Source organism: Paenibacillus vulneris (assembly GCF_039543185.1).
Lineage (GTDB): Bacteria > Bacillota > Bacilli > Paenibacillales > NBRC-103111 > Paenibacillus_S > Paenibacillus_S vulneris.
On sequence record NZ_BAABJG010000015.1, the window covers coordinates 649,979 to 674,081 of the forward strand.

A 24,103-nucleotide genomic window follows, 5' to 3' on the forward strand; every position below is an offset into this window, starting at 1 on the left:
TGCAACGGAATGCGGACTAGCGTACAGCAGTAAACTTACGGTTAACGGGCGGCGATCGTGCAAACCCGAGCTGCCGGCTGAAGTCATACCCCCTGGCCAGGCATTTCTGGTTATTACTGCTCAACCCGATTCACCTCCTTGTCGGTTACATGTCATCATAAGGAAACAACACAAAAAGACCCTTCGGCAGGCACAGCCATACATGACTGTTTCCGTGCTTCAGAGTCTCCAAAAGAATGGTCGACACGACCTAATACACAGTATTTTTATTGGAATAATTCACTTATTTCTATATCATATCACTTGAATCTCATTTTGTATATTGAAAATATCTTAATCGGTATTAGCTGTATAAAACCTTCTAGGATTGAACTCATCTCACGCCAAGAAGTTGATCCATTGTATAAAAGCCCCGCAGTTGATAAATCGCTGCACAACGGGGCTTCATTCTCACATACACCATTCAACCACCTGCCGGATTCACGATACCGGAACAACGGCTAGCGGCTGTACGGCCTTAGTCTCATCGATAAATAGGAATGCATCGTAACGCTTCGGTAACTTCGTCGGCACATAATTCCCGCGTTCATATTGCGGGTGGTACACCACGCCGATTGCGCGATGTCCAATGACGGAGTGCATGAGCTCCGACGTTTCCTCGACATCTCGCAGCATCAACATCAGGTCTTTGCCCGAACCGCTGCGGTGCAGCAGATCCTCCCAGCTGTCGCGTATTCCCTCGGGAACCTCCATTACTTCTGCGTCTTCCCCCCAAGCGCGGCCAGCCATGACCGTTCCGTGATGCGTGCCAAAGCCGACGGCGAACACCTCGTGCGGCCCGTACTCCTCGCGAAGCAGCTGCCCTACGTTGATCATGCCATCCGCTGCCATATCGGTTGCCCGGGCATCCCCGATATGTGTATTATGCTCCCAGACTATGGCCTTCGCATCAGGACCATAAAATGCAGCGATACGCTTTAGCGCCTCGACCATGTGACGGTCGCGGATATTCCATGATTCAACATCCTTGGTAATCATCGCTCGGTAGTACTGTTCGGCATGCATGGCAACGAGGCCGTTGATTTCCGCGTCAAGCGCCGCTTCCTCAGGGTCCTGCGTTCGGCTTCGTTCCGTCCTGAGCTTGGCCAGCAGCTGCACGACCTCCTCCTCGCATCCTTCAGAGAACAGCGAAGCCGACATGCCGTAGGACTGCCCTTCCCTGCCGTACGGGTCGAAGCATTCAAACGCGGCTTTGGCCTTCTGTACATGAGGCGAACCGGTACGCTCCAGATAGCTGACAATCTGCTCCATTGATTCCCACAGGCTGTATACATCCAATCCATAGAAGCCGACCCGCTCCGCAAGCGGCCTTTCCGCATTGAAGCTCTTGAGCCATTCTACCAGCTCCAGAATCTCCTGATTTGCCCACATCCACGCCGGCCAGCGGTGAAAGTCCTGCAATGCCTCTTCCGCGTTAGAAGCCGCACCCGGCAGTCCTTTAATATAGCGGTTAACGATAAAACAGGAGGGCCAGTCTCCTTCTACGGCAATGAACCGGAAGCCTTTGTCCTGAATAAATCGCTGGGTCAGCTCCGACCGCAGCTTATAAAATTCTGAAGTGCCGTGGGATGCTTCTCCCAGCAAGACAAAGCGGCTTGCTCCCGCGGCTTCTATAATCGGATTCATCGCATCCGGTCCGGCGAGCGGCCGGGACAGCTTTTGAATTTCTTCGATGATCTTCGTCCTGTTGGCTTGTATCGTTGGCATAAGCCGAGTGCCTCCTTCTGTCCTACGTCGTGACCAGGTTAGTATTTCCGATCATGGCGGATTATGTACATGAAGCATGGCATTCGGTTAGCCTTCAATAGAAGATCAAACGGCTAGATAGGCGGTTCATTTCCGGCCCAAAGCTGAACGGCCTCGTTAACGGCCTATTAATATCCCAAATCCTTTAAAAGCTTGGATAACGTGCGCAGACGTTCGCTGATCATCTCATCGTCGTCGCTCAGAGCTTGGCTGAAGAGCTTAATATCTTCATTGATTCTCTCATTATCCGTACAAATCTCTACGGTCATCGCATCTCCCTGCAGGCCGATCCGGTCGATCACGGGCTTCTGAGGGTCATATAAATGCTCATATCTGTAGGCTTCACGGAAATGCTCCAACGACCGGCAGATCAGGATGGATAAATCCAGAACACGATGAAAAGGCAGTTCCTCTGATTGTCTTGACCATTTTTCCCCTGTATATCTCCAAACCTTGGCAGAAATATCAACCTTCCCTCTATCATTCCATTGGGCTAGTCCCAGGGAAAGACCTTTGGCATCCGTGTTCCCGGCCAACCGCCCGTCAACCTGCTCATAGTTTTCCGATACGACAACGGGCTTATGCTTTAAAGTCGTAGGTATTTTCATATGTTCCCTCTTTCCATAACTTCATTTACTCGATTACTGAATTACTAAATCAATGCATAATTGTAGCTTGCTTTTCTTCAATAGTCAATTCGACAGGTTAGCATGAAAGGAAAGTAAAAAGGAACAGCGCAGCATCGGATGTTGAATAATCCCAAGCTACGGCTGTTCGCATTCCCTCCCTACATGAGATAAGAGATGTACCTATGTCTCCTTTATCCCTATATAGGAATTGGGTCCACTGACTGCTTTGTCTTTACACATAATTTTAGCTCTTTAGAGGCTTGTTATATCCCTTATCCCCGTAGGGCTGCAGCTTCTCGAGCCACTGCTTGAGTATTTGCTTTTGCTCCCAACGCATATCGGTTACCTTATCGGCTTCCTTCTGCTCCAGCACCTCATATTCGAACGCATTGGCTCCAAATTCCTTCCAGTCCTTCTGAAGCTCTGCATTCGCAAATCGCCCCATGTCCAATTGCATTTGTAGGGTAAACCATTTATTTTTCAAATTAGGATAGCTGTCGATAAAGATTTTGCCGTTGACCTTGTTCTTGATTTGTGCTACTCCCATATACGTCTTCATCTGCTTATAGGCCTCAACAAGCTCCTTGCGCTTATTCATATCCATTCTTTTTCACTCCTTGTCATAATGAAACCATACATTTTTATAAAAATCTCGAGATCATTCGCACTAGCTGCTCCGGCAACGTCTGCAAATTGGAAATATCCAAATATTTGTCATGACCATAAATTTCACTAATAATATCCTTGTCCTGACCTATTGCAGCGGCGAAAAATCTAACGCCTTTTCTTTCATACTCCTCTATAGTTTGCTGCATGTCTGCAGCTGCGTAATCTCCGGAATAGACGTCCATTGCTTTGGGTTGACCGTCGCTAATGCTAATCAACAGCTTAGTCTGCTGCGATGAAGCGGCCAGACGTTCCGCCATAATTCTTAAGACCATTCCATCACGATTATTGCTTCTGGGCCGAATCCCCATCAATCTGAACCGGTCATTGGAATCGGTATGATCCAAGTCGGCATAGGCAAAGATGGACATTTGCTCCAGCTTGGACACGTCCGCAGTATCTCCGTAGATCATGATGGGAATCCTGCACATTTGACAAAATTCATATACCGCGATGACTGCCCGCTTGGCTGCTTCTAATCTTCCGAAAGCCGACATAGAGGCCGATTCATCAACTCTTAATCCAACCACAAGAGAAGGGGATTCGGTAGGCGGGCGTTTTCTGGCAAAATACCGATAATCCCGGTAAGCAACACTATTCGCTTGAAACTTGCTGCCATAATAACGGTTTCCCGCAAATTCGGACGATACCTCATGCTCTAAAAGCGGCATCGTCTTTCTGGCGATTTCCCCTACGATAGACTTTAGTCCAGCATATAAACTGTTATATTCCTGCTGGTTTTCCTGATCGTAATCCGGGCGGTGCACGATGAGCTTGACCTTGCTGTGAATAGAATCCGATACGGTTTCCCTGGCAACTCTATTCAGCTTTTTCCGGAGATCACGTTCTTTTTGCTTTCTCTCCTCCGACTCTTGCTCTGGCTTGGTTTCATGATAGATGGGAGAGCCATTTTCCAGGTAATCGGAACGTTCCATATGAGTAGAATCATCCATGGCTTCAGAAGAGCTTTCCTCACTGTCAGAAGACTTTTTAAGTGTGATCCCTTTTTCTTCCGTCTTATCATTGTCCAAGTCCGTGCTGCCCATTTCTCCATCTGCACTGATCTCTATGGCCTCAGAGCAATTTCGTTTTTTTTTACGTCAGCTTCTAATTCCTCTAAGCCGGACAGCAAGCCATTGTTTTGGAGCGCTTCTTCCAAGAGCTTGATTTCCTCGGAATCCGTCGTTATTTTGTAAATGACTTTATAATAAAGAGATTCCTTCGCGGAGTCTCCGCCAGCAACTGCATCCGCCCAATAGAATAAGGAACGCATCCCTGCCACACCTTTGATCGCATTAGCGCGGGCTGTTTTGTCCAAAGTAATAATGGTGTCCGCTAAAATGCTTAGTACCTTTTCATCCTGGTAACCAGTCTTTGCCTTTGTACGTTCCACCATGACTTGTTTGGTCGGCAGATCCATCTTCTCCGTATGCTGGACTCTGTCGCGAAGCGCTTCGTTTAGCGGCCTGGTCCCTGCGTAACTCCGGTTGGTGGTGATTACGGCTACGAAGTCCGGATGTCTATGAACGATTTCCGTGGGAAGGTTGATGCTGCCATCCAGCTCCAAGGCCGAGTTCAATGCCATCAATACCGCGGCGTCGCGAATGACGTTAGGCTCTTGAATCTCCAGAAGATAACCATTCTGGTAGGCTCTAACGATCTCCGATGGGTAAAACCGGTACTCAACCGCATCACCATCCGTGTATTCTGAGGCTTGCTTCAGCAAATGCTTCATTTTCAAGGCAGCCTGTTCCTCGGTGATACCCAATGCCTCCGTCAAAATTTCGGATAAGCCCCGAAATCCATCGCTCTCATACATCACTTTTAACATGGTTCGCTCTTCAGGCTCCATCTTTTCTAATCGTTCGGAGGATAGGACAGGTAATATCGCACCAATTATATCGGATTTGTCCATATCAGCAAAGCAGGTGACTTTCGTATAAGGGAGCCCAAAATTAGCGGATAATGCCTTAGCAAGCTGCGTTTTCCCGGAACCGGCATCACCTTCTAATAAAATATTGGCGATTTTCATTTCCCCGCGATTCCAGTTGCGCTTAACCTCTTTAGTGATTCGCAGCTCTTCATCACTAGCCTTATGGGTTATTGGTTTGTTCCAAACCAGCTTTTTTTCCGCATCCGTCAGCCGCCTTCCAGGCGACAAACAGAATTCTTCATAGTTATCCATTTCACTTCATCTCCTATCCGTTACTGCGCTGAGCACTCTCGTATTAGCTTTTTTTCTTAATGATGATGGGCAGCAGAAGCATGGCACCGAGAATAATCAAACCACCGCTCACCGCATAAATAGCCAGCAAGGAAATGGAATGCTTCAAGTACCCTGAAATAAACATACCGATAACCATCATTCCCATAAAGACAGGCGTGATAGCCCCCGAAACCCGGCCCATATAAGCTCCTTCTGTGTTCCGCACGATTAATGTCTGGATTCCGCCTTGAATACAGGGGTAAAATAGACCGCTGATCACCAAAAGAACGATGGACAGCCAAATGATCTTCGACGCGCCTATTCCAATCGTACAGACGGCAGCGACAAGCAGCCCTACCATGAGCAGCATCTGGGGCTTTACCTTTTTGGCTATCCCCATAATGGCAATTCCCCCTGCCAGCATAGCTGCGCCATTGGCCATGACGAACCACTGCAAATAGGATTTATCCAATCCCAAATTCTCAATGACCAGAAAGATCTGAAGCGGTTGAGTCAGTCCTGATGCCAATCCGACAACCGAGAAGGTCAAGCTTAACGTTCTTAAGGATGGATTAGCCCCGATATAACGCAGCCCGGCTGTCAATTCCTTTAAGAAGCCCCCGGCATCGTGAGTTTTCGGTTCCGCCAAATCACGGGGAAGCGATGTAAGCACTATGGAAGACCCCAGGAATAGAATGGCTGTCAGTATGAGAGAGGTATGAATTCCAAACTGCAGGAAAATAAAGGTACCGATTACCGGGCCTAGCACGGTAAAGATAGCGACAATCGTTTGGGATAGCGCCATCACGCCCTGCAGCTGTTCAACCTTCACATGCCGCTTATACAGCTTCATAGCTGAGGGCTGAGAAAATTGAGACAAGCTGGCGGAGATAAAGGACCCAATGAGAAGTGCCATCCACCCGCCATTCATGACGGTTAACAGAACAGCCCCAACTGATAAGGCAGAAAGAAGATCACTCCATACCATGGTCCGTTTCGGCAGCCATCGGTCGGCAAAGGTTCCTCCAATCAGGCCGAAAAGAAAGATCGGAGCGAATTCCGCAACCGAGATCAGGGAAACATAAACCGGATTATTACTAGTCAAATTAGTCACATACAAAAGCACTGCATAATTTCTTATCCAAATCCCCAATTGCAGCAAAATTCGGGACAGGATAACCGTTCGAACATAACGATTAGACAACATGTTTAATACCCCATATCCGTTAATATTGTTGATAACGCACGTAATCGTTCTCCGATGATTTCATCCTCATCGCTTAGAGCCTGGCTGAACAGCTTTATCTCTTCATTGATTCTTTCATTGTCAGTGCAAATGGCTATAGTCATGGAGCTCCCTTGCAAACCAATCCGGTCGATCGTCGGCTCCTGCGGATCATAGAAATGCTCGTATCTGTATGCATCGCGAAAATGCGCTAAAGACCGGCAAATCAGTATGGATAAGTCAAGAATACGATGCAGTGGGATTTCTCCTGTTTGCCCTGACCATTCTTCCCCCACATCACCCCACACTTTAGCTGAAACATTAGCCTTTCCGCTCTCCTTCCACCGGTGTAATCCCAGCGAAAGACGTTTCACATCCGTGTTCCCGGCGAATCGGCCGTCCACTTGATCGTAGTTTTCTGTTACAACAACAGGGGTGTGCTTCAAAGCAACTGGCAATTTCATTGTATTTCCTCTTTTCGTTAGTATATTGCTGTCTTTTTATAATTTACTAAATTACTAATTTACTAAATTACTGCTTCATTTTATCTTGAATGCTTCCTTTCGTCAACCCGTTGTTCGCCTTGGTCGAACTTGAAGCCCAGATTAGCCCCCTGGAGAAGCTGCTACGAATCCGTTCTGATGTATAAAAATAAGCATTCTGGTAAATAATAACGCGATTAGATGAACGTCCACCAAATAAAAAAACCACCGCTATTAGCGATGGTTCAAAATTTGTGTGTAGAGCTCCTATATTTATGTAACCTCTGGACCTACTTTCTACGGACTACGGACTCATCTCCGCTGACGATATTAGCTTTGTAAATTCATTATCCATAGTATTCATGATTACAACCAGTTTTACCTGTTCATTTATTTGTTCCAAAATATGTGATGCCTCGTCCAAGTTTCTTACAAGCTCATGATATACATTGATCTGAAGCTGATTTTCCGTTACTTCCATGTTATCTAACTGTCTTTCCAACGACATGGAGCCTGCTGTGGAACTTAAGGCTGAACTAAAGCCTTCTTGATTAGCGATCTCATTATTTATGGACGTGACTTGGGCAGCAGGAATAGGACTGTCTGCTATAGACGCTACAAGGTTAAAGCTGTTGCTTGTCTCTGCCTGCATAGGAGGCTTCGACTTCTCTTCAAGTTTAGGCGATACAGATTGAATCGGGCTTTTTGTTTTCTCTTCTGCTTTAGGCGGTGCAACCTGCATTGGACTTTTTGCCTTCTCTTCTGCCTTATGAGGTACAGTCTGCGCTGGACTTTTTAGCTTCTCTTCTGCTTTTGGCGGTACAGCCTGGACTGGACTTTTTGCCTTCTCCTCTGCTTTTGGCGTTACAGCAAGGACTGGACTTTTTGCCTTCTCCTCTACTTTATGTGGAACAGTCTGCACTGAGCTTTTAGCCTTTTTTCCAGCTTTATGAGGGATAATCTGAGCCTGGCTTTTTTCTTTCTGTACGCTTCTTTTTGTTACGGCTGGCATCGTTTTTTTGTCCGGCTTTTCCACTTTATTAGGAACGGCATAGAGCTGAGCTGTTGCTTTTTTCGTTTCTTTCCTGTTGTTTTTATCATAATCTTTGATTACTTCAAATGGATGAAATTCTTGAGCAGCTTCAATATTTACGGCTTCTTTTAATTTTTGGCGGTGCTCCAAATTCATACGGTCCTTATGATCAATGGTTATGTCTTTTTTGGGGAAGTTTATCCAAGCTGCAATGCCAATAGCAAGAGTAATCAATAGTAAGACAAGAGCTGTGATCAGCATAGCTAATGTTCCCTTTCCTCTTCACCTTTATATTAAAAAAGAAGGCTTACGCCGAAACGCAAGCCGCGTGAATGGTCAAAATCCTGATTAATGCATTTGATTCATGCCCATATTGCTTTGGTTGTTGAAGCCTTGTTGATTCATTTGGTTAGCGGATTGTTGGGATTGTTGAATTAGCTGCTGCATTTGGCTCAGCATTTGGTAGGATTGAACCGTTTGATTGGCTTGGTTCAAAGTTTGGCTAGCTTGCTGAATCGATTGCTGAAGCTGCTGGAGAGCTTGCTTTTGCTGGTTTTGAACTTGTTGGTTAAATTGATTCATTTGAGTTACAAGCTGGCCAAGCTGCTGCTGGTTTTGAGAGGAACCCGTGGAAGCAGAGCCTTGGGAAGGGTTTTGGACTTGGGTTAAAATCTTTTGAATCTGGTTAAGCTGATTTTCCAATGGGGTTAATTCACTAGCAACTTCAGCCTTTACTTTATTTGCGATCTGCTCTTGAGTTACAACTTCTTCTTTTTTCGTTGTTGTCATGATCATATCTCCTTAGGAATAAATGTTGTTCTAAGAACACAAAGCATATTGTGTCTGTTTTCTCAACCCCTATCCCCTAAGCAGGATTGTTGTTAAATGGAAATGAGCTTAAGTCACCCAGCGTTTCAACCTTCGATTTGCTGGTACATGTTGTGGAAGGTAAAAAGCCAGCAGAACCAACGGAATCCACTGGCTTAATTATGCTGTTACTCACACAACGTGTCAGCTGCAGCATTAGATTATAGGTAATGTCTGTATGAAACGTATTTTATTCTGCGGCCATGGCATCTGCTTTTGTTCTATGAACCGTACCAAACGGGTGCTGAGGCGGTGCGTAGATAGTATATAATTTTAGTGGTGTGTTACCCGTGTTGATGATGTTGTGCCATGTTCCGGCAGGGACCACGATTGCGGAGTCACTATGGATCCTTTTTTCCATATCCAGGTTATCCTTTGTCTTGCCCATGCGAACCACACCTTGCCCCTCTTCAATACGCAAGAATTGGTCAACGTTCGGATGCACCTCTAATCCGATGTCCTCACCTGGCCGGAGACTCATCAGGACAACTTGTAAATGTTTTCCTGTCCATATGACCGTTCGAAAAGTGTTGTTTTGCTCTGCTGCTTTACTAATATCTACAACAAAGGGTGCGCTTCCGTAATCCTTTAGCTCGATGTCTCCATTCATATTCGATGATTGCCGATATCCCGATCGGTACGGAAAATCTGTGCTGTATGGAACTGCCCAATACATAGGCGGCCTAGCATAGTTATACATTGGAGCTCCAATATAGTATGGATATGGATAAATAACCCTGGCATTATACATCCTGGTACTCATTCCCTTCGGAAAGTATAACATAGGCTATTCACTATGGCTTGGGAAGGTACTTTGATGTGATCTATTACAATATATAACGAAGTGCTTCTTGGGCAGCTAGCTTACTGCTAGCCATAGCCGCATCGGCGAGCCTTCCTTCCGGACCGACCCAATCGCCGGCTACCAGCAGACCTGGATACTTTAATGTTGGCTCTGTTATATTTTAATGTTAATAATTTATAAAAATGGCTATGTTAAAGCATAATGTTGATTTTCGACTAAAAGAAAACCGTCCAAACGAAAGGACGGTTGATTAAGATATCGATCTCCGTTTAACCTGTTTTGAGAAGTTTCGTAAAAAGCGTAATGCTACTCAGTTTCATTATTGGTATTCAATTCTACTACCATAGACATGTAAATGTCTATGGTATCCTCGCTATCCACTTTAAAACCAAACCGTTCATAAAGACGTTGAGCAGGGCTTCCTTGAAGGACATTTAATGTCACCCGTTTTCCTATTACATAATCTTGTTTAAGAAGATAGACTAATACCTGACTTCCAATGCCTTTACCTTGGTAATCGGGATGAATATAAAAGTGTTCCAAAAGATACCCATCTAATATCGGTTTAAAAGCTATGCAACCAATAAAGGAAGAATCTGCATTAATGATCCATGTATGAACTGGGTCAAATGCGTCACGAAAGCGTTGGCGAACCTTCTCTTCATTAAATCTTCCTAATCTCGTTAAATCGTCACGTAGTACAATTGCCCGTAAATTAGCAATTGTCTCAACATCGGAATTCTGGGATTGGTGAAGAGTAATCTGTTCCATCGAATATAACACTCCTTTTCTTGATCTGCATCTTATGGCTTTCTGTCAGGGGCATCCAAATTTTTTGAGCTAACCTGCCCGTTCAGCCCGAAAAAGCTGTAAGTCGAAGTTCAGTGTTCGTGTCCGACACATTAAAAAGGCAAGATTCGACCAACATTTGTTTCTTGTTCGACGACGTATTTTCATATTCCTTGCTATCTAAGTAACGAAACCACGCTATATAATTCTGCAAATACTTTGTAGCAACACCATTAAAGCGGTCCATCCATTTCTTCAAACGGCTGTGGTAGCTGTTAACGTTTTGGATATGGTATACGCCTTTCACACGCTGTTTCCCATCGGATTTGAAACGGTAATGATTCAAGCCTTTCGCATTCGCGTATGAACTGAATGCTCTCCACGAATCGGTGCAAAGCACGTTTGTATTTGATAAATGGCTACCAATAGCTTCATCCAATTTCGTTGTTCGAATACGTCCACGCCCAAGAACGCCTGAGTAATCGTCTTCTGACGGTCGCGGGCAACTAATACACAAACTTGGTCATTGCTGATGCCACGATACTTGGCTTTGCCACCGCGTTTACGAGGCTTGCGTTCGGTGATATTCCTTTTGCCCTTTTCAGAGAACAAGAAATATGTTTCATCCATTTCCACGATTCCCTGAAATGCTTCGGTTGGAATCTGCTTAAGGGCAGAAAGAATTTTATGCCTCCAGTAAAACAAGGTTACGTGAGTTACCTCGTCATGCAACTGCTCAGCACATTTCCTTAGCGAGTAGCCCTCAATCATACATTCAATGAATCGTACCCAGAGGTGAGGTCTTCGGGTTCTTTGTAGAGGGGTATAAGTATTTGCCGAACCGCACAACTGAATGAACTTTGCAATGCGGACAAACAAGCCCATCTTTATGCTTCTGCTCTTGAATTTCATCTATCGCTCGTACTGGAGCCTCCATCCCCTTAGTTCGAGACTGCAAAAAGTAAATAAGCTCTCTCTTCCCGCTATCATCCAATGCATTAGCAAGCCTCTTCAATTCCTTTAATTCCATGGGCAATCATCTCCGAACCAAAGTGTTACCCTAATTATAGAACAGATGTTCGTAATTATCAAATATCAACAACATGCTTTAGCATAGCCATAAAAATAAATTGGAATCAATTAAATTTGATTCCCGTCTTATCTTCAAGGAAGTTCCCCTAAAAATCATAAGCATTCTACTTATTTATTAAGCTCTCCTATTAAATTGTTTTTGTTTGTATCAACGTATTTTATAAGGTAATCAAATAAGTTTCTATCCCTGTCATAAAGATAAAGTTTATCAGCTACTTCAATAATTTTTGATACCATATCATCATATTTAGAGCTGTGAGTTTCAGAAAAAGTAGTTATAGAGTATTCCATTTGATTATCAACATTATTTCTTAAATCCTTTGTCGATACATTGTTTTGTTCCAGGATAGACTTTATTCCCTTCAGTATTTCGTAATCTTCTTTTGCCTGTATTCGTTGTAAAGTTTCTATAGTATCATCTAAGAAAAATCCTGTTGAATTCTCTAAGAAGCCCAAAATACCTTGCATATTCAGTTCTGTATCTAAGTTAATTACAAGTATTATATCTCTTATTACAACAGGCAACTTATAAAATGTATCCCTTTCGAATAAATGATAATTCTCTTCATTATACAAGTTTAATGCAATCTCATTGATGATTTCTTCGCCTGAGTTCTTCGTTAGAAGATATAGTTGAATTAAGTTCTTAATTATTTCACGATATTCATTCATAAAATAACCTCAATTTCTAATTGCTATCAACATTAATAAGATTCAATATCAACATTTACCTTTAACAGAACTTTAATGTTAACTATGACTAGAAAGATAAAGTGGGTTTAGCAATTGACCATTGGATGGTTGGAAGCTGTTCGTTGCTCTCCGTTACGGTCCCTACAACAATTTGCTTTTCTGCAGGATTTTCCAAATAATGTTGAATGGTGAACCGGATAACTTTTGAAGTTTTTAGGTTTAATAGCTCGTTCTTGTGAATCCAAAATAATTCTCCCTCATCCGAGGGGGAAAAGCTTCTGTGTGTGGTCTCACCAAAATAAACATATTGCTGCCTGATTTCGTCGATGCTATTTTCTATTAATATGTATTTCAGTGTGAAATTTACAATTTCATCCTTTTCGAAGCCGGTTTCCTCTTCAATTTCCCTATAACTTGCTTTCATCGGGTGGTTCAGCTCTTCGTATTCAAGATGTCCGCCAATGCCTCCCCAAAATTCGAAATTAAATATCTTGCTGCGGGCCTTCTTCATCATTAGAACATGCTCTTGATTTATCAAAAAGGCTGTTGCCATTTGTCTTACTTCCACCCTTTCCCCCTCCTCAGAATTAGTCCTTGTTCATCTGATAGTTTATTCAGACAACATGCGACTTTTAATGTTAGTTAGCTTCCTCTACATCGATTGTGCTCCCCGTAAATATGCCAGTAATTTCTGCTACCAACTCTTCGATAGATTTATCATTGGCATCAATCGTATAATCAGCATATTTTCTGTATAATCCATTTCTTTCATTGTATACATCCAACAAGGTTTTCCCTTGATCTATCACGATCCCGCGGCTTTGTATGTCCGTATTCTCAAGCCGTTTTTGTATATTCGGATAGGAGAGATCAATAAACAGGATATCTGCATTTTGCTTCAGAAAGCTCATGGCTTTATCCGAATAGACCGCGCTTCCACCTGTAGATATAACGGAATTTGTGCAATCAAGCAAACAAATCACTTCAGATTCTTGAATAATAAATTCTTTACTGCCGATGTCTTCGAGGATTTGCCACAGCCGCTTGCCGAATTTGTGCTCCATGATATGATCTGTATCTATAAATGCCATATCCAGTGCTTTCGCAATCAAGACGCCGATGGTGCTTTTTCCGCATCCCGCCATGCCTATAAATACGATATTTTTTTCCCCATGAACTTTATCCACTATATCACCTTCCAAACCGACTTTAGGCGGATATTCCGAACCATTTTTATCCACTTAATGATAACGAATCACCGAGGTGGGATTATCAAACAACGTCAACGTTAGCTCAAGATCGATTTGGACTTCAAAAGATGATCTGTTTCTTGAATCAAATCACGCAGCATGGTCAAAGCTTTGGCTAAGCCATCAGGATCTTCTGAAATTAAGGTGAAAATTTCATTAACTCTGCTTGAGTAGCTGCTGGGTACTATGTTAAATGTATCGGCTATGGCCGTTGCTCCCTTTTCGTTCATAAGATAGGTTTCGTTAATGGCAAACAAAACTTGGTTCAAGCATGCTACTGCCCTGAAGCAACACCCGGCGATATAGGACAAATCTTGTTTATAGATTCCTTTCCATCCGTTATCCACGGAAAAGCCGGCTTCCCAGAAAAACTTTTGGATTATCGCTTTTTGAAGCAAAGGTGGGTAGGGCAGCGTTTTACGTTTCAGCTCTGCGATAGCTCCGGAAGGGTCCCATAAAACTTTGCACAATGCGATTTCGGCCAAATAAATGGCGTTGACGAACCCATGCGGATGCCCTGGCTGATAATCTATCGTAATATCTCCCTTAACACACTGCTCCGTGACCTGAGACACTTTATGGTAATCGCGAAATAAAAGATCAACCGGGGTTTGCTCCACCTGCAGCCAACCGCCGCCATTAATCCAAGATCCCCATTCCCCTATGCCTGTTATTAGGTTTTCCCTATGATCATCATCAAGGAATACAGCAGCCTGACGAAGCCGGGCTAGATCCAATTCCTCTTCCGAATGGTAGTAAATTCCAATATCGATATCGGAAGTAGGGGTGTCACTCCCCCTAGCTCTGGAGCCACCAAGTACAATGGCGCTTACTCCATTTATTTGCTTCAAACTGTCGACAATATTGGAAATTATGCTGTTCGCGTCCATCTATTTCGCTCCGATCCAAGGTTAGATCTGTTCATTATAATGAATGCCGTTCTTGTTGGGTAGGGAAAGGATTTGTTAAACGATTCTGTCACAGCGATCTTCCTCCATTATTGAAATACAATCATTTCTCCGATTTCCATAAATCCGAAGCGCTTATAGATATTTTTCCCATCCTGAGAAGCCTGTAATACAACCGGTTTATGTTTATCTGTTGTTTGGTTTAGAAGGAATTGGAACATTTCACTGCCGTATCCTCTGCCTCTATACCCTTCCCTTGTCATTACGTCATAGATGCCGTAGCTATCTTTGGCTTCTATTAATAAACCGGTGGATACCGTATTTTCCCCTACGCTGCCGATAAACATTTGAATCTCTGAGCCTAAGGCTTCATAGGAAAAGTTATCAAAATACGCTTTTAACGCATCCTTCTCCGATGTACCCTCAAATAGGCTCATAAACACCTCTTTGTATTTTATGAACTCTTCATGATTCCTCACGGGAGTGATCGTTAGCTGATGGGCTATTCTCGCACCGACATGAAGCGTGTTATCAAGTTTCATCGTCACATTACGCTCCGCTTCCTTGAGGTCATATTCCTGAAGCAGATTGATCCACTCATTACTCAAATACGCAGCATCCATCCAGGTACAGAAAGGATATGCTTTCAACCGGAAATTCTCGATTCCGTGTGCGAGCTTTGCGGCATTTTGTATATTTGGAGATTTCGGCAGCAGCACGTTGAACGTATCGGTAGGAATTTCTGTATTCGCTATGACGAAATCTTCCTCCTCGGTAAGTTTTCCATTGACCGCTTGGGTAAATGCTTTTAACTTCTCCTCAAAATTATTTAGAACGAATTGTTGATCTGTATTTACGTTCACGATTCTATCTCCTCCCTGTTTACTATATTTCTGGCCGTCATAATCACCGATAGATAATCATGTATCATGTCTCGAGTCACTTCAAATGCTTCTGAATGGTTAGTGCTTTTGTTGATCTATTAGTTCTGAGGGGTATGTAACAGATTAAATTTTAAAAATTCCTTATAATTCTATACTTGGCTAACTCTGTTTTGAACCATAGTCTTATGTAGCTTTGCCATTTGCAGCGCGCATCCCTGGAGGTCACCTGTTTACAAAACCCAATCCAATAGGGACTCGCCCATGACCATATCATACACAATATCCATGCGGTTGTCGCAATTAATAATCCCATATGCCATTGGTTTTGCAAAATGCATACATTGCATTGCCTTGGTATTATTGTATTCTCTTTCTACCGCATTAATGGGATATCTCTTTTTGAAAAGCTTAAGTACTTTTCCTTCCACCCATTCATACACCGTTGCCGTATTGCCTTCTCCAATGATTTTCCATAACCCATTTATAAGTCTCCCTTATTAGGCCTTCAATGGGAGCCTCCTTGTAATTGTAGCAACCTACCAGTATACAAAAATAACTGAAACAAAAGTCCTCACCCTATCCTCTTCATCTCATTCGGATTCGATGGGAGCGTAAACATCGACGCGTCTGCATCGAAGTGATCGTGAGCACTGTTTCATGCAAGCTATGTTTGGTATTTAAGGGTTAATGGTATTGGGGGCAAAACATATGAAAAAAACAGTTCTTTCAAGCGGATGTACAGGCAAACTGTTTGAACAAATCTATGACTATATTCTGGATCGGATCCGTCGAGGAGAATGGAAGCCGCATGAGAAGCTTCCCTCCATCCGCTCGCTGGCGATGGAATTCAATGTGCATCGACTGACAGTCTTTAAAGCTTATCAGCTACTGAAGAAGAATAGAATCGTCGAAGCGAAGGACAAGTCCGGCTATTATGTGAGACCGGACAGCGGTCTTCCTCCAGATTCGCTGAATAATCCGATCATTTCCGCTTACGTACATGAAAGCCATCTTTCTGAAATCCATCAGGTGCAAGCCGAATATGTTCTGTCGAGATCGCTGCTCGACCCTAACCTGCTCCCCAATCTTTATTTTTCGGAATATGTGAAGCAAGTGTTCGATTTCTATCCCAAAATGCTCGGCACCTACTTTACCGCGCAAGGAGACCGGGAGCTGCGGGATGCGTTGTGCCGTTACTTTACCGATTGCCATCGGTTTCACTTATCTGCAGACGAATTGTTGATTACTTGCGGATCGCAGGAGGCCATGGATTTGGTTGCCAGAGCACTGGTCAAGTCGAGAGATGCCGTTATGTTGGAGCGTCCTACCTACAGCACGGCGATTGATATTTTCAGAAGACAAGGCGCAACTATTGTTCCGGTCGAGATTCACCCGTACGGTTATGATCTGGAGCAGGTGGAGAAGCTGATGCAAACCTACAAGCCACGGCTGTTTTATCTAAATCCCACCTTTCAAAGTCCAACAGGCTATATCGTACCCGCCGAACAAAGGAAAAGGCTCGTTGAGCTTGCCGAGCGGTATCAATGTCTGCTGTTAGAGGACGATCCTTACCGCGACATTTATTTTGGCGAAGAGCCGCCACGGCCTCTTTTTGCTTATGATACGGCAGGATGGGTCATTTATCTTCGCAGCTTCAGCAAATATATCGCTCCCGGCTTCGGTATCGCCATCGTTGCATGCCGCCCTTCCATCATGAACTACCTGATAAAATCCAAATTGTTGTCGGACAGCGGGACGCCTTTGGTGAATCAGAAAATTTTTCTGCATTATTTTTTCAGCGAGCGGCTGCAGCAGCATATAGAGAAACTTCGCATTGCGCTTGCGGTCCGCAAGGAAATCGTAGAACGGGAATTGTCCGCTACCGACTGGCAGTGGAACTCCCCTGCTGGCGGATTCAACTTATGGGTGAAGCTTCCGGAAACGGTGGAGATTGAACGTTTACTCAGTACATGCATCAAGCAATCAATCACCTTTGTGCCCGGAGCGATTTGCGATCCGCTCAAGGAGTACAAATCATGGATACGCCTCAGCTATTCCTATCTGAATGAGCAGCTATTGAGAGAAGGCGTCCAGAGGCTTGTCGAATTGGCAGACGAGGTTTGAGAGGATGACCTTGGGAGGATGTATTTATTGAAGACAAAATCAAAACATTTCACCTATAAATCGGAGAATGTGGTGGTATGTTTCTAAAGACTTGATTTGTAATGATATCTTAGTACAATAGTTTTATGACTACTCAAAAAATAACAAGTGATGAGCACAGAGTCAAAATATTTAAGGCGTTAGCTGATGACACAAGATTGGACATCGTACGTGCTCTATACGCCAGCAAGAAAGAGATGAATTGTGGAGAAGTAGGGAACATTCGCGATACTACGAAATCGAATACTTCATATCACTTGCGTACTTTAAAGGAGGCGAAATTGATCAAGGTACGAAAAGAGGCTCAAGCGAAGTATATGAGCATCGATTTGGAGACATTTCAAACTTACTTACCTGGATTTCTGGATACGTTGTAGAAGGGAATCTCTTTTTTTCTTCAATTAGTTCAATTGTCATTGAACTTTAGAACAAAATTGAAAGGGTGGATACCATGTTAAGATTAACAATCCTATTATTCCTCGTCATGTTTGTCATCGGTACGGATACTTTTTTGATTTCACCGCTCCTCCCCACGCTCCAACAATTGTTTCATATCCCGACCGAATCTGCCGGTTGGATGGTCGGAGCCTATGCCTTAGGTTATGCCCTATTCGCGCTGATTGCAGGACCGCTTTCCGATGGCTGGGATCGCAAAAAGGTAATGCTTTACGGCATGGTATGCTTTTCGGTTTCAACCCTGTTATGCGGCTTTGCCACAGGTTTTTGGTCGATGTTCTTATTCCGTTTTTTTGCCGGAGTCAGTGCAGCATTTGCGGCTCCTCAAGTCTGGGCCTCGATCCCTGCCCTATTCCCAACGACGAAGATCGCCAAAGTATCCGGAATCGTCATGGCCGGCTTGGCTTCTTCCCAAGCGTTCGGCATCCCTATTGGAAGTCTGCTTGCCTCCATCCATTGGTCTTATTCTTTCTTTACAATCGGAGCATTCGCATTATTCGTGGCAATATTCATTTATTATGCTTTGCCCGAAATGAAACCGAATCACGATCAAAAAAATAAATCTCCTATCCTCAGTAGATACCTCCCGCTATTGAATAGTTCAATGGCGAGAAGAGCTTTCTTCGCACATTTCTTATTTCAATGCGGATTCTTTGCCTCCTTCTCTTTCATCGGAAAATGGGTGACGGATCGCTTTCAACTTTCAATCGATCAAGCTGGGTATGTGATGTTTTTTCTTGGTCTCGGAAATATAGTCGGGAGCCTCAGCGGTGCCTATGTAATCAAAACATTAAACCGTTTCAACACGCTGGTTGCAGGATTTCTTGTCTCTATTGCATGTTTTATTGTTTTGCCCCACTTGCCATCGGTTGCGGCTTTCGAAAGTGTTTACTTTTTCATATTCGTTACCATGGGAGTCACTTTTCCACTCATACTGGGACTGCTGAATTCACTAAATCCGACCATACGCGGCACGATCTCTAGCTTGGCCAATTCGATCATGTACGCCGCGACAACGCTCGGTTCTTGGATTGCTGGCCTGATTTACGCGTCTTTTAACGGTTTTTTCGCCGTTGGCTTGTTTGCGGCTACTTGCTTTGCCGGTTCGTTATTATTGTTTATATTCAGCGGTATTTTGGCCAGTGATGCGAAAATAAAGAAGGAGTATGCAGCATAACTGCAAAAAAGAAATTCAAATGGATATGTTAAATCTTTCGAAATTCAACATCCTAGGTATTAAAGAGAATGAATTCTATATTCTAATTCAAGTCGTCGCAAACTCTCCACCTTTGACTTGCCCTCATTGTGGAAGTATAGCCAACCTTTACAAACACGACAGCAGGGAACAGATTTGTATGGACTTACCTATTCAAGGCAAGCATGTTGGGCTACTTATAAAGCGTCAGAGGTATCGCTGCAGAGACTGCAATCGAACCTTTTGGGAACACCTAAACCACACTATAGACGAGAAGAGAAGTTGCACCAAACGTTTATTGTCTTATATAGTGAAGCAAAGCCTTAAACGCACGTTTGTCAGTATATCCGAGGAAGTTGGATTGCATGAAAAAACGATACGTAATATCTTTCGTGATTACATCGATCATCATAAAGAAACTCTTTGATTCGAAACACCTAATTGGCTTGGGATTGACGAGATACACATTAAATGCCCCACAGCAACGGGCTATGGGGCTAATATTTATATTTAAAAAGGCATTTATTAATTCACCGTAATAAGATGATTTCAATTTTTAATTTACTCATCTAACAAGAAGGAAATTACTGTATTTCAAGCGAATTCCATATTCATATCATCCTTGCTTCAAACATAATAACAAAGAAGGAGTGATAAAATGAGCTATATTTCAAGAATAGCCGGAGTTGAAATTCCTGTTTCCAATCTGAAAGCCGCCATCGAATGGTACGAACGAGTGATTGGGGTGAAAACGGTAGGCGAATTCGATGAGTCATGGACAGAAGCAATGCTTGATTTCCCCAACCATCCGGTGGGGATCTATCTAGTGCAGACAGATACAGCGGACAGGCTTAAGTTCCACAATACCAGTCATAATTACACTCAAAGCGTCATTGATTTTTACACTGAAGACCTGGTCGGGTTTCACAACTACTTAAAATCACTTGGAATCCCTACGAATCGTGAAACAATTGAATTAAAGCCGGGTGAGATTGGCGGATTTGGTTTCTTTGACCTCGATGGAAATTCTCTGGGGGCTACAAACGGTTAAATAGAATTGGCTCCTGTATTTCAATCGAACCACTAATTTGCACACAAAGGCCAATCCCGAAAGGATGGCCTTTAAGTATGGATATATTTTTAGAACGCGTCGAACCAGAGAGAGGAAAATTACTCGGCGTTCATGTGTAACAATTGATAATTCCCTCCCCCCACAGAATCCCAAGAAACGGACAATCCAAGCGGCGATGTATTCTTCCAAGTCACATCCCAGGATATCACCTTCATCTTTTAGACGAGGTTGTTACATAAAAAGTTATGGCAAGCAGGATCTGGAATAAAAACCAATCTGCACAACTCTTGTTACCTGAATTGGTTTATAATATCTTCAAGAAGTTTGCCGTATTACCCCGATGACCGGGTGGTACGCTCCATTACGCCTTCTAAGAACAACTGCAATTCGTTGATAAAAACCTTAGCCGCACGCCCCATAAATTTATCCGTCCGATGAATGATGCAGATATCCTGACTGGGCGTCGGATCAATAAGCTTAACCGCCGAAATGTTCTCTCGATTCAGATAATCAAGCAGCAGGCGTGGAAGAATACATGCTCCAATCCCTTGTTCGACTAAGGATAGGAGCGTTGACAAGCTCGAGGTGACAATCGGATTGTAGATGGTGATCCCTTTTTCTTGACAGCAGGTATGAAAAATTCGCGTGATTTGGTGCTCCGGCCCGAACATGACCAGCTTCAAATGCTGCAGCTGCTCAAAGGGGATTGCCTTTGATTTTGCAATGGGATGATCTGAACGGATAGCTAAAGCAAACTCTTCGTGGAACAAAGGAATGATACGGACACGGTCATCCGGGTTCGAAGGAACTGTGGTTACCCCAAGGTCCCTTGTGCCGTTAATAACCTGTTCATATACATCCATAGTCTCCGTTACACTAATCGATAGCTTGGGATAGGTAAGATGAAAGTTGATCAGCAGTGCATCGAACAGCAAGTCTCCATCACCAGGAAGGATACCGATGTTCAATCTTCCCCCCTCTATATCCTTAAGATCCGTAATAGCGCCTTTAATGTAGTCGATACGTTCGAAGATGATTTGGCATTGCTCCAGCAAGATTTTTCCAGCATCCGTTAGAGCGATCCGCTTGCCGATACGATCGAACAAAGGCATCCCCAGCTCATTTTCCAAAAACTTGATCTGCTGACTTAAATTCGATTGGGTAGTGCACAGATTCTCAGCCGCCCTCGAAAAATGCATCTCCTTACATATGGCAGCAAAATACTCAAGCTGTCTAAGCTCCATCCTCTCCGCCCCTTTCACCAATGGTTTTATTAGATTCGTTATGTCTAGCAATTTGGATGAGAGAATAAACCCTATATCAAGGTGTTTTCATGATCTCTATTCTCCTATTAATAGAATATACCAACTGCAACCTAGAACTTGTCTGCAATATTTAGAATAAGATACTTGTATTCTGAGACAGTTGGAGGGAGAGCAGGGAAATCATTAAATACAGGCGAATTTACCTTGTTACAACGTGAAATTCAATCCTTCGTCCGTAATGCAACCAAGCTTAACCTAAAAGTAACGGCCATTCACAACCATTGGTTATTCGACAAGCCTAAATTAATGTATGTGCACTTAAAATCCGTCGAAAATCCCATAGTTTTTGCAAGAAAAGTGGCCTCGCTTCTGAAAAGATTAAACTAATACAATCGAACAGTATCCTCCATCCTACTAGAATTCCAGCCCTATTTATCAGCTATAGAACTCATTATAATCGACACAGCGCCTGAAAAGAAGAAGGGGTGGACTTACGAGTCCCGTTAGCTTTCGGTCTTATGCGCACCGAGCTGTGGGGCCGCCTGTCAGAGGAAGATCGAAATACGATGTATGGAACCGACGGGCACGCTCTTCCGGTCAGACGTTGTAGGGGAACCATAGGATGCGGCGGAAGCTTTTTTTTATTTGATGCGCGCGGATTAACAACTGGACAAACCATGGTCGTTGACGGTGCTCCACCTTGGTATGATGCAGTTCCCCCTGTTGTAACCTCAATAGATTAATAAGTATGGAGCAGCTGCGAGAGTAGTTTGCTCCTTGTTTTTGCAGCTTCGTTGGTGCCATTCAAAATCTTACGTTCTGTTTGTGGAAAAACGAAATACAAGCTTTTCCCCGTATTTGGGGTGGTGACCCATTTCTTCAGAGTACTCGCCATTAGTACAAGCTTCCAACGTTTTGCGCCAAAATTGGATAGCACGCACATTTCGTTCGGAAGGGTTGGTCTGCAATTCCCAATGCCCTGGCAACAAACCTATAAGTTGTCGCATCGCTTGTTCTCCGATCCCCTTACCACGATAATGACGCAACAGGAAGAATTCATTCAAAAAGTAATTGATGAAGCTGGGGCACGGAGTGTAAGGCGGGGTTGCTACAAAAGCAAGACCTGCCGGGATCTCATCTACCTTGATGATGTATGGAAACAGGACACCCGGGTGCTCCCACCAGATGTCAAAGATTCGATTCTGTTCATCCAATGTCCGGGTATCGTCCTCTTCAAAAACACCAAAACGATTGGTCTTAAACTCCCACACTTCAGATAAATCATGTAAATATAGCGGGTATATGTTGTTGATGATAAATTTGTCATCGGCGCTGCAAAGCTGTACCACGACATTCGCATTCACATCTATCACTTCCTTAGTGTTCATTTGTTTGAAGCGAGGTTGGAATATCCCCGATCTTTCAATGAAAAGTATATAGATAGGCAGCACCGAATAATAGGCAGACAATACCTATAGCCGTTTATTATACAAAAAAGCCTGCGTTGTTATTTCAACTGAACGCAAGCCGTTGGATTATTATTCTTTTGAGTACACGATCTTCTTGATACTGTCTTCGGACAGGCAGTATGTAGTTGAGAGCTGGTCCATACGGATGCCCTTACGAAACAATTGTCTAATTTCCGAGTTCCGATTGTTCAGATACTCTCTCTGTCCCGACAGCTGACCCCATTTTTTTCTGGCGCCTTCACGAGCCGGGATATAGAGCACCCTGCCTTGAACGTATTGTTGTATTTCACGAAGTAAATGCTCGGGTAAAATTTCATTCGCGGATATATATTTCATTGGCTTCGCCCCTCCATCTGTTAGTAGATGTACGGTTGCAAAGCCTGCGTGACAAACTTTTGTATCCTATGTGTCTAGAGCGGTTAAGTCATCAGGCTCCATGCAAACAACCGCTAGCGTTTGTCACATAGACTTTGCATGGAGCTTATTGATAAACTATGCATCGAAAGTTTTTGACAAGTTTGCTTGAGATGTCTTGTCATTTCAATTACCTCTCTTTCCATAATGTATAAAAGGTCAGCAGATCGTGCTGGCTACCCCTATCAAATATTTTACCAACTCAGGTTTCAATAGCAATGACATTGATGATATTATCATCCGGATCCCAAAAATCAAACAGTCGCATCTCTTTAAAATCAGTGTCCGCATCAACCTCAGTCACTTTAACACCCTTTTCTTTTAATGTCTGATGCAGCTTCTGAATATCCTTTGTAGCAAAGTTGAATGGCACATATTCCTTATTCGGTGTGTGAATTCCAACCTGTACAAGATGAAAGCCGCAATTTGAAGCGACTGCAAGACCCGCCATTCTTTCATTTTTCCAACGCAGCTTAAAACCAAATAATTCTTGATACCATTTCAAAGAAGATTCGAGATTTTTTACAGGCAGGAATACGGCGTCAATTCTTTCGACTAGCTTTTCAGTTGCCTCTATCAATATTCACACAACCTTCCTTATTTTTTGGATTATAAGGTATATTATTCCATCCCATTATAACGTACATTTGTTCCTATAGTAAATAAACGTTCGTGTTCTTATATGATGAAAAGGTCCCTAAATAGAAAAAAGCACCTGATCATGGATCAAATGC

At 43.5% G+C, this 24,103-nt stretch carries 25 protein-coding genes and 2 pseudogenes; 6 read left to right on the forward strand and 21 right to left on the reverse strand.

The genetic code is table 11. The annotated features are described in order from the left end of the window. Window positions 1-480 precede the first annotated feature (480 nt). The 17 genes and pseudogenes from ABEA66_RS16475 to ABEA66_RS16555 form a co-directional block, all read right to left on the reverse strand. Complete coding sequence (locus ABEA66_RS16475; protein WP_345588968.1) at window positions 481-1,767, reverse strand: erythromycin esterase family protein; 1,287 nt, start codon at window positions 1,765-1,767, stop codon at window positions 481-483. A gap of 167 nt (window positions 1,768-1,934) precedes the next feature. After that, the gene (locus ABEA66_RS16480; protein ID WP_079911586.1) at window positions 1,935-2,414 is read right to left on the reverse strand and encodes a DUF6530 family protein; all 480 of its coding nucleotides are present in this window, start codon (window positions 2,412-2,414) and stop codon (window positions 1,935-1,937) included. 265 nt (window positions 2,415-2,679) lie between these two features. After that, a complete protein-coding gene (locus tag ABEA66_RS16485; protein ID WP_079911588.1) occupies window positions 2,680-3,039 on the reverse strand; it encodes a GIY-YIG nuclease family protein in 360 nt (119 codons plus the stop codon). 37 nt (window positions 3,040-3,076) lie between these two features. Continuing rightward, on the reverse strand, window positions 3,077-4,147 hold the full coding sequence (locus tag ABEA66_RS16490) for a vWA domain-containing protein (protein WP_345588973.1): 1,071 nt from the start codon (window positions 4,145-4,147) through the stop codon (window positions 3,077-3,079). A 20-nt stretch (window positions 4,148-4,167) separates the two neighbouring features. Then, window positions 4,168-5,286 carry an AAA family ATPase gene (locus tag ABEA66_RS16495; protein ID WP_345588975.1) on the reverse strand — a complete coding sequence of 373 codons (1,119 nt, stop codon included), beginning with the start codon at window positions 5,284-5,286 and terminating at the stop codon, window positions 4,168-4,170. A gap of 43 nt (window positions 5,287-5,329) precedes the next feature. Next, window positions 5,330-6,514 carry an MFS transporter gene (locus tag ABEA66_RS16500; protein ID WP_345588977.1) on the reverse strand — a complete coding sequence of 395 codons (1,185 nt, stop codon included), beginning with the start codon at window positions 6,512-6,514 and terminating at the stop codon, window positions 5,330-5,332. A gap of 2 nt (window positions 6,515-6,516) precedes the next feature. Beyond that, entirely contained in the window at window positions 6,517-6,996 is a 480-nt protein-coding gene (locus tag ABEA66_RS16505; RefSeq protein ID WP_079911595.1) for a DUF6530 family protein, read from the reverse strand. A 322-nt stretch (window positions 6,997-7,318) separates the two neighbouring features. Further along, window positions 7,319-8,308, reverse strand: coding sequence for a hypothetical protein (locus ABEA66_RS16510; RefSeq protein ID WP_345588980.1), 990 nt, complete (start codon window positions 8,306-8,308; stop codon window positions 7,319-7,321). Between the two features lie 87 nt (window positions 8,309-8,395). Beyond that, a complete protein-coding gene (locus tag ABEA66_RS16515; protein WP_192702401.1) occupies window positions 8,396-8,836 on the reverse strand; it encodes a hypothetical protein in 441 nt (146 codons plus the stop codon). Window positions 8,837-9,104: 268 nt separating this feature from the next. Further along, on the reverse strand, window positions 9,105-9,665 hold the full coding sequence (locus ABEA66_RS16520) for a cupin domain-containing protein (RefSeq protein ID WP_345588985.1): 561 nt from the start codon (window positions 9,663-9,665) through the stop codon (window positions 9,105-9,107). A 360-nt stretch (window positions 9,666-10,025) separates the two neighbouring features. Further along, entirely contained in the window at window positions 10,026-10,490 is a 465-nt protein-coding gene (locus tag ABEA66_RS16525; RefSeq protein WP_345588987.1) for a GNAT family N-acetyltransferase, read from the reverse strand. A gap of 82 nt (window positions 10,491-10,572) precedes the next feature. After that, window positions 10,573-11,420, reverse strand: a pseudogene (locus ABEA66_RS16530) (IS1595 family transposase). Between the two features lie 288 nt (window positions 11,421-11,708). Then, window positions 11,709-12,272, reverse strand: coding sequence for a DMP19 family protein (locus ABEA66_RS16535; RefSeq protein ID WP_345588989.1), 564 nt, complete (start codon window positions 12,270-12,272; stop codon window positions 11,709-11,711). A gap of 88 nt (window positions 12,273-12,360) precedes the next feature. After that, on the reverse strand, window positions 12,361-12,861 hold the full coding sequence (locus ABEA66_RS16540) for an NUDIX domain-containing protein (RefSeq protein WP_345588991.1): 501 nt from the start codon (window positions 12,859-12,861) through the stop codon (window positions 12,361-12,363). Between the two features lie 70 nt (window positions 12,862-12,931). Then, a complete protein-coding gene (locus ABEA66_RS16545; RefSeq protein ID WP_345588993.1) occupies window positions 12,932-13,480 on the reverse strand; it encodes a shikimate kinase in 549 nt (182 codons plus the stop codon). Between the two features lie 101 nt (window positions 13,481-13,581). Then, complete coding sequence (locus ABEA66_RS16550) at window positions 13,582-14,433, reverse strand: nucleotidyltransferase domain-containing protein (RefSeq protein ID WP_345588995.1); 852 nt, start codon at window positions 14,431-14,433, stop codon at window positions 13,582-13,584. A gap of 107 nt (window positions 14,434-14,540) precedes the next feature. After that, entirely contained in the window at window positions 14,541-15,314 is a 774-nt protein-coding gene (locus tag ABEA66_RS16555; protein ID WP_345588997.1) for a GNAT family N-acetyltransferase, read from the reverse strand. Window positions 15,315-16,043: 729 nt separating this feature from the next. On the opposite strand from ABEA66_RS16555, the gene ABEA66_RS16560 reads away from it, so the two are divergent. The 5 genes and pseudogenes from ABEA66_RS16560 (at window position 16,044) to ABEA66_RS16580 (ending at window position 20,200) form a co-directional block, all read left to right on the forward strand. Continuing rightward, entirely contained in the window at window positions 16,044-17,459 is a 1,416-nt protein-coding gene (locus ABEA66_RS16560; protein WP_345588999.1) for an aminotransferase-like domain-containing protein, read from the forward strand. A 125-nt stretch (window positions 17,460-17,584) separates the two neighbouring features. After that, complete coding sequence (locus ABEA66_RS16565; RefSeq protein WP_079911620.1) at window positions 17,585-17,875, forward strand: ArsR/SmtB family transcription factor; 291 nt, start codon at window positions 17,585-17,587, stop codon at window positions 17,873-17,875. Window positions 17,876-17,949: 74 nt separating this feature from the next. Next, window positions 17,950-19,131, forward strand: a complete 1,182-nt coding sequence (locus ABEA66_RS16570) for an MFS transporter (RefSeq protein WP_345589315.1) — start codon at window positions 17,950-17,952, stop codon at window positions 19,129-19,131. A gap of 19 nt (window positions 19,132-19,150) precedes the next feature. After that, window positions 19,151-19,573, forward strand: a pseudogene (locus ABEA66_RS16575) (transposase family protein); the annotation flags it as partial. Window positions 19,574-19,807: 234 nt separating this feature from the next. Next, a complete protein-coding gene (locus tag ABEA66_RS16580; RefSeq protein ID WP_345589003.1) occupies window positions 19,808-20,200 on the forward strand; it encodes a VOC family protein in 393 nt (130 codons plus the stop codon). A 353-nt stretch (window positions 20,201-20,553) separates the two neighbouring features. On the opposite strand, the gene ABEA66_RS16585 is transcribed toward ABEA66_RS16580, so the two are convergent. After that, window positions 20,554-21,465: a LysR family transcriptional regulator gene (locus ABEA66_RS16585; RefSeq protein WP_345589005.1), complete on the reverse strand. Its 912-nt coding sequence runs from the start codon at window positions 21,463-21,465 to the stop codon at window positions 20,554-20,556. A gap of 165 nt (window positions 21,466-21,630) precedes the next feature. Between ABEA66_RS16585 and ABEA66_RS16590 the strand changes: the two genes are divergently transcribed. After that, window positions 21,631-21,873 carry a DUF1259 domain-containing protein gene (locus tag ABEA66_RS16590; protein ID WP_345589007.1) on the forward strand — a complete coding sequence of 81 codons (243 nt, stop codon included), beginning with the start codon at window positions 21,631-21,633 and terminating at the stop codon, window positions 21,871-21,873. 425 nt (window positions 21,874-22,298) lie between these two features. Here ABEA66_RS16590 and ABEA66_RS16595 read toward each other — a convergent pair whose 3' ends face one another. From ABEA66_RS16595 to ABEA66_RS16605, 3 genes are all read right to left on the reverse strand, one after another. Next, complete coding sequence (locus tag ABEA66_RS16595; protein ID WP_345589009.1) at window positions 22,299-22,850, reverse strand: GNAT family N-acetyltransferase; 552 nt, start codon at window positions 22,848-22,850, stop codon at window positions 22,299-22,301. 174 nt (window positions 22,851-23,024) lie between these two features. Further along, window positions 23,025-23,291, reverse strand: coding sequence for a CD3324 family protein (locus ABEA66_RS16600; RefSeq protein ID WP_345589011.1), 267 nt, complete (start codon window positions 23,289-23,291; stop codon window positions 23,025-23,027). Window positions 23,292-23,571: 280 nt separating this feature from the next. Beyond that, a complete protein-coding gene (locus tag ABEA66_RS16605) occupies window positions 23,572-23,949 on the reverse strand; it encodes a VOC family protein (RefSeq protein ID WP_345589013.1) in 378 nt (125 codons plus the stop codon). Window positions 23,950-24,103: the final 154 nt, after the last annotated feature.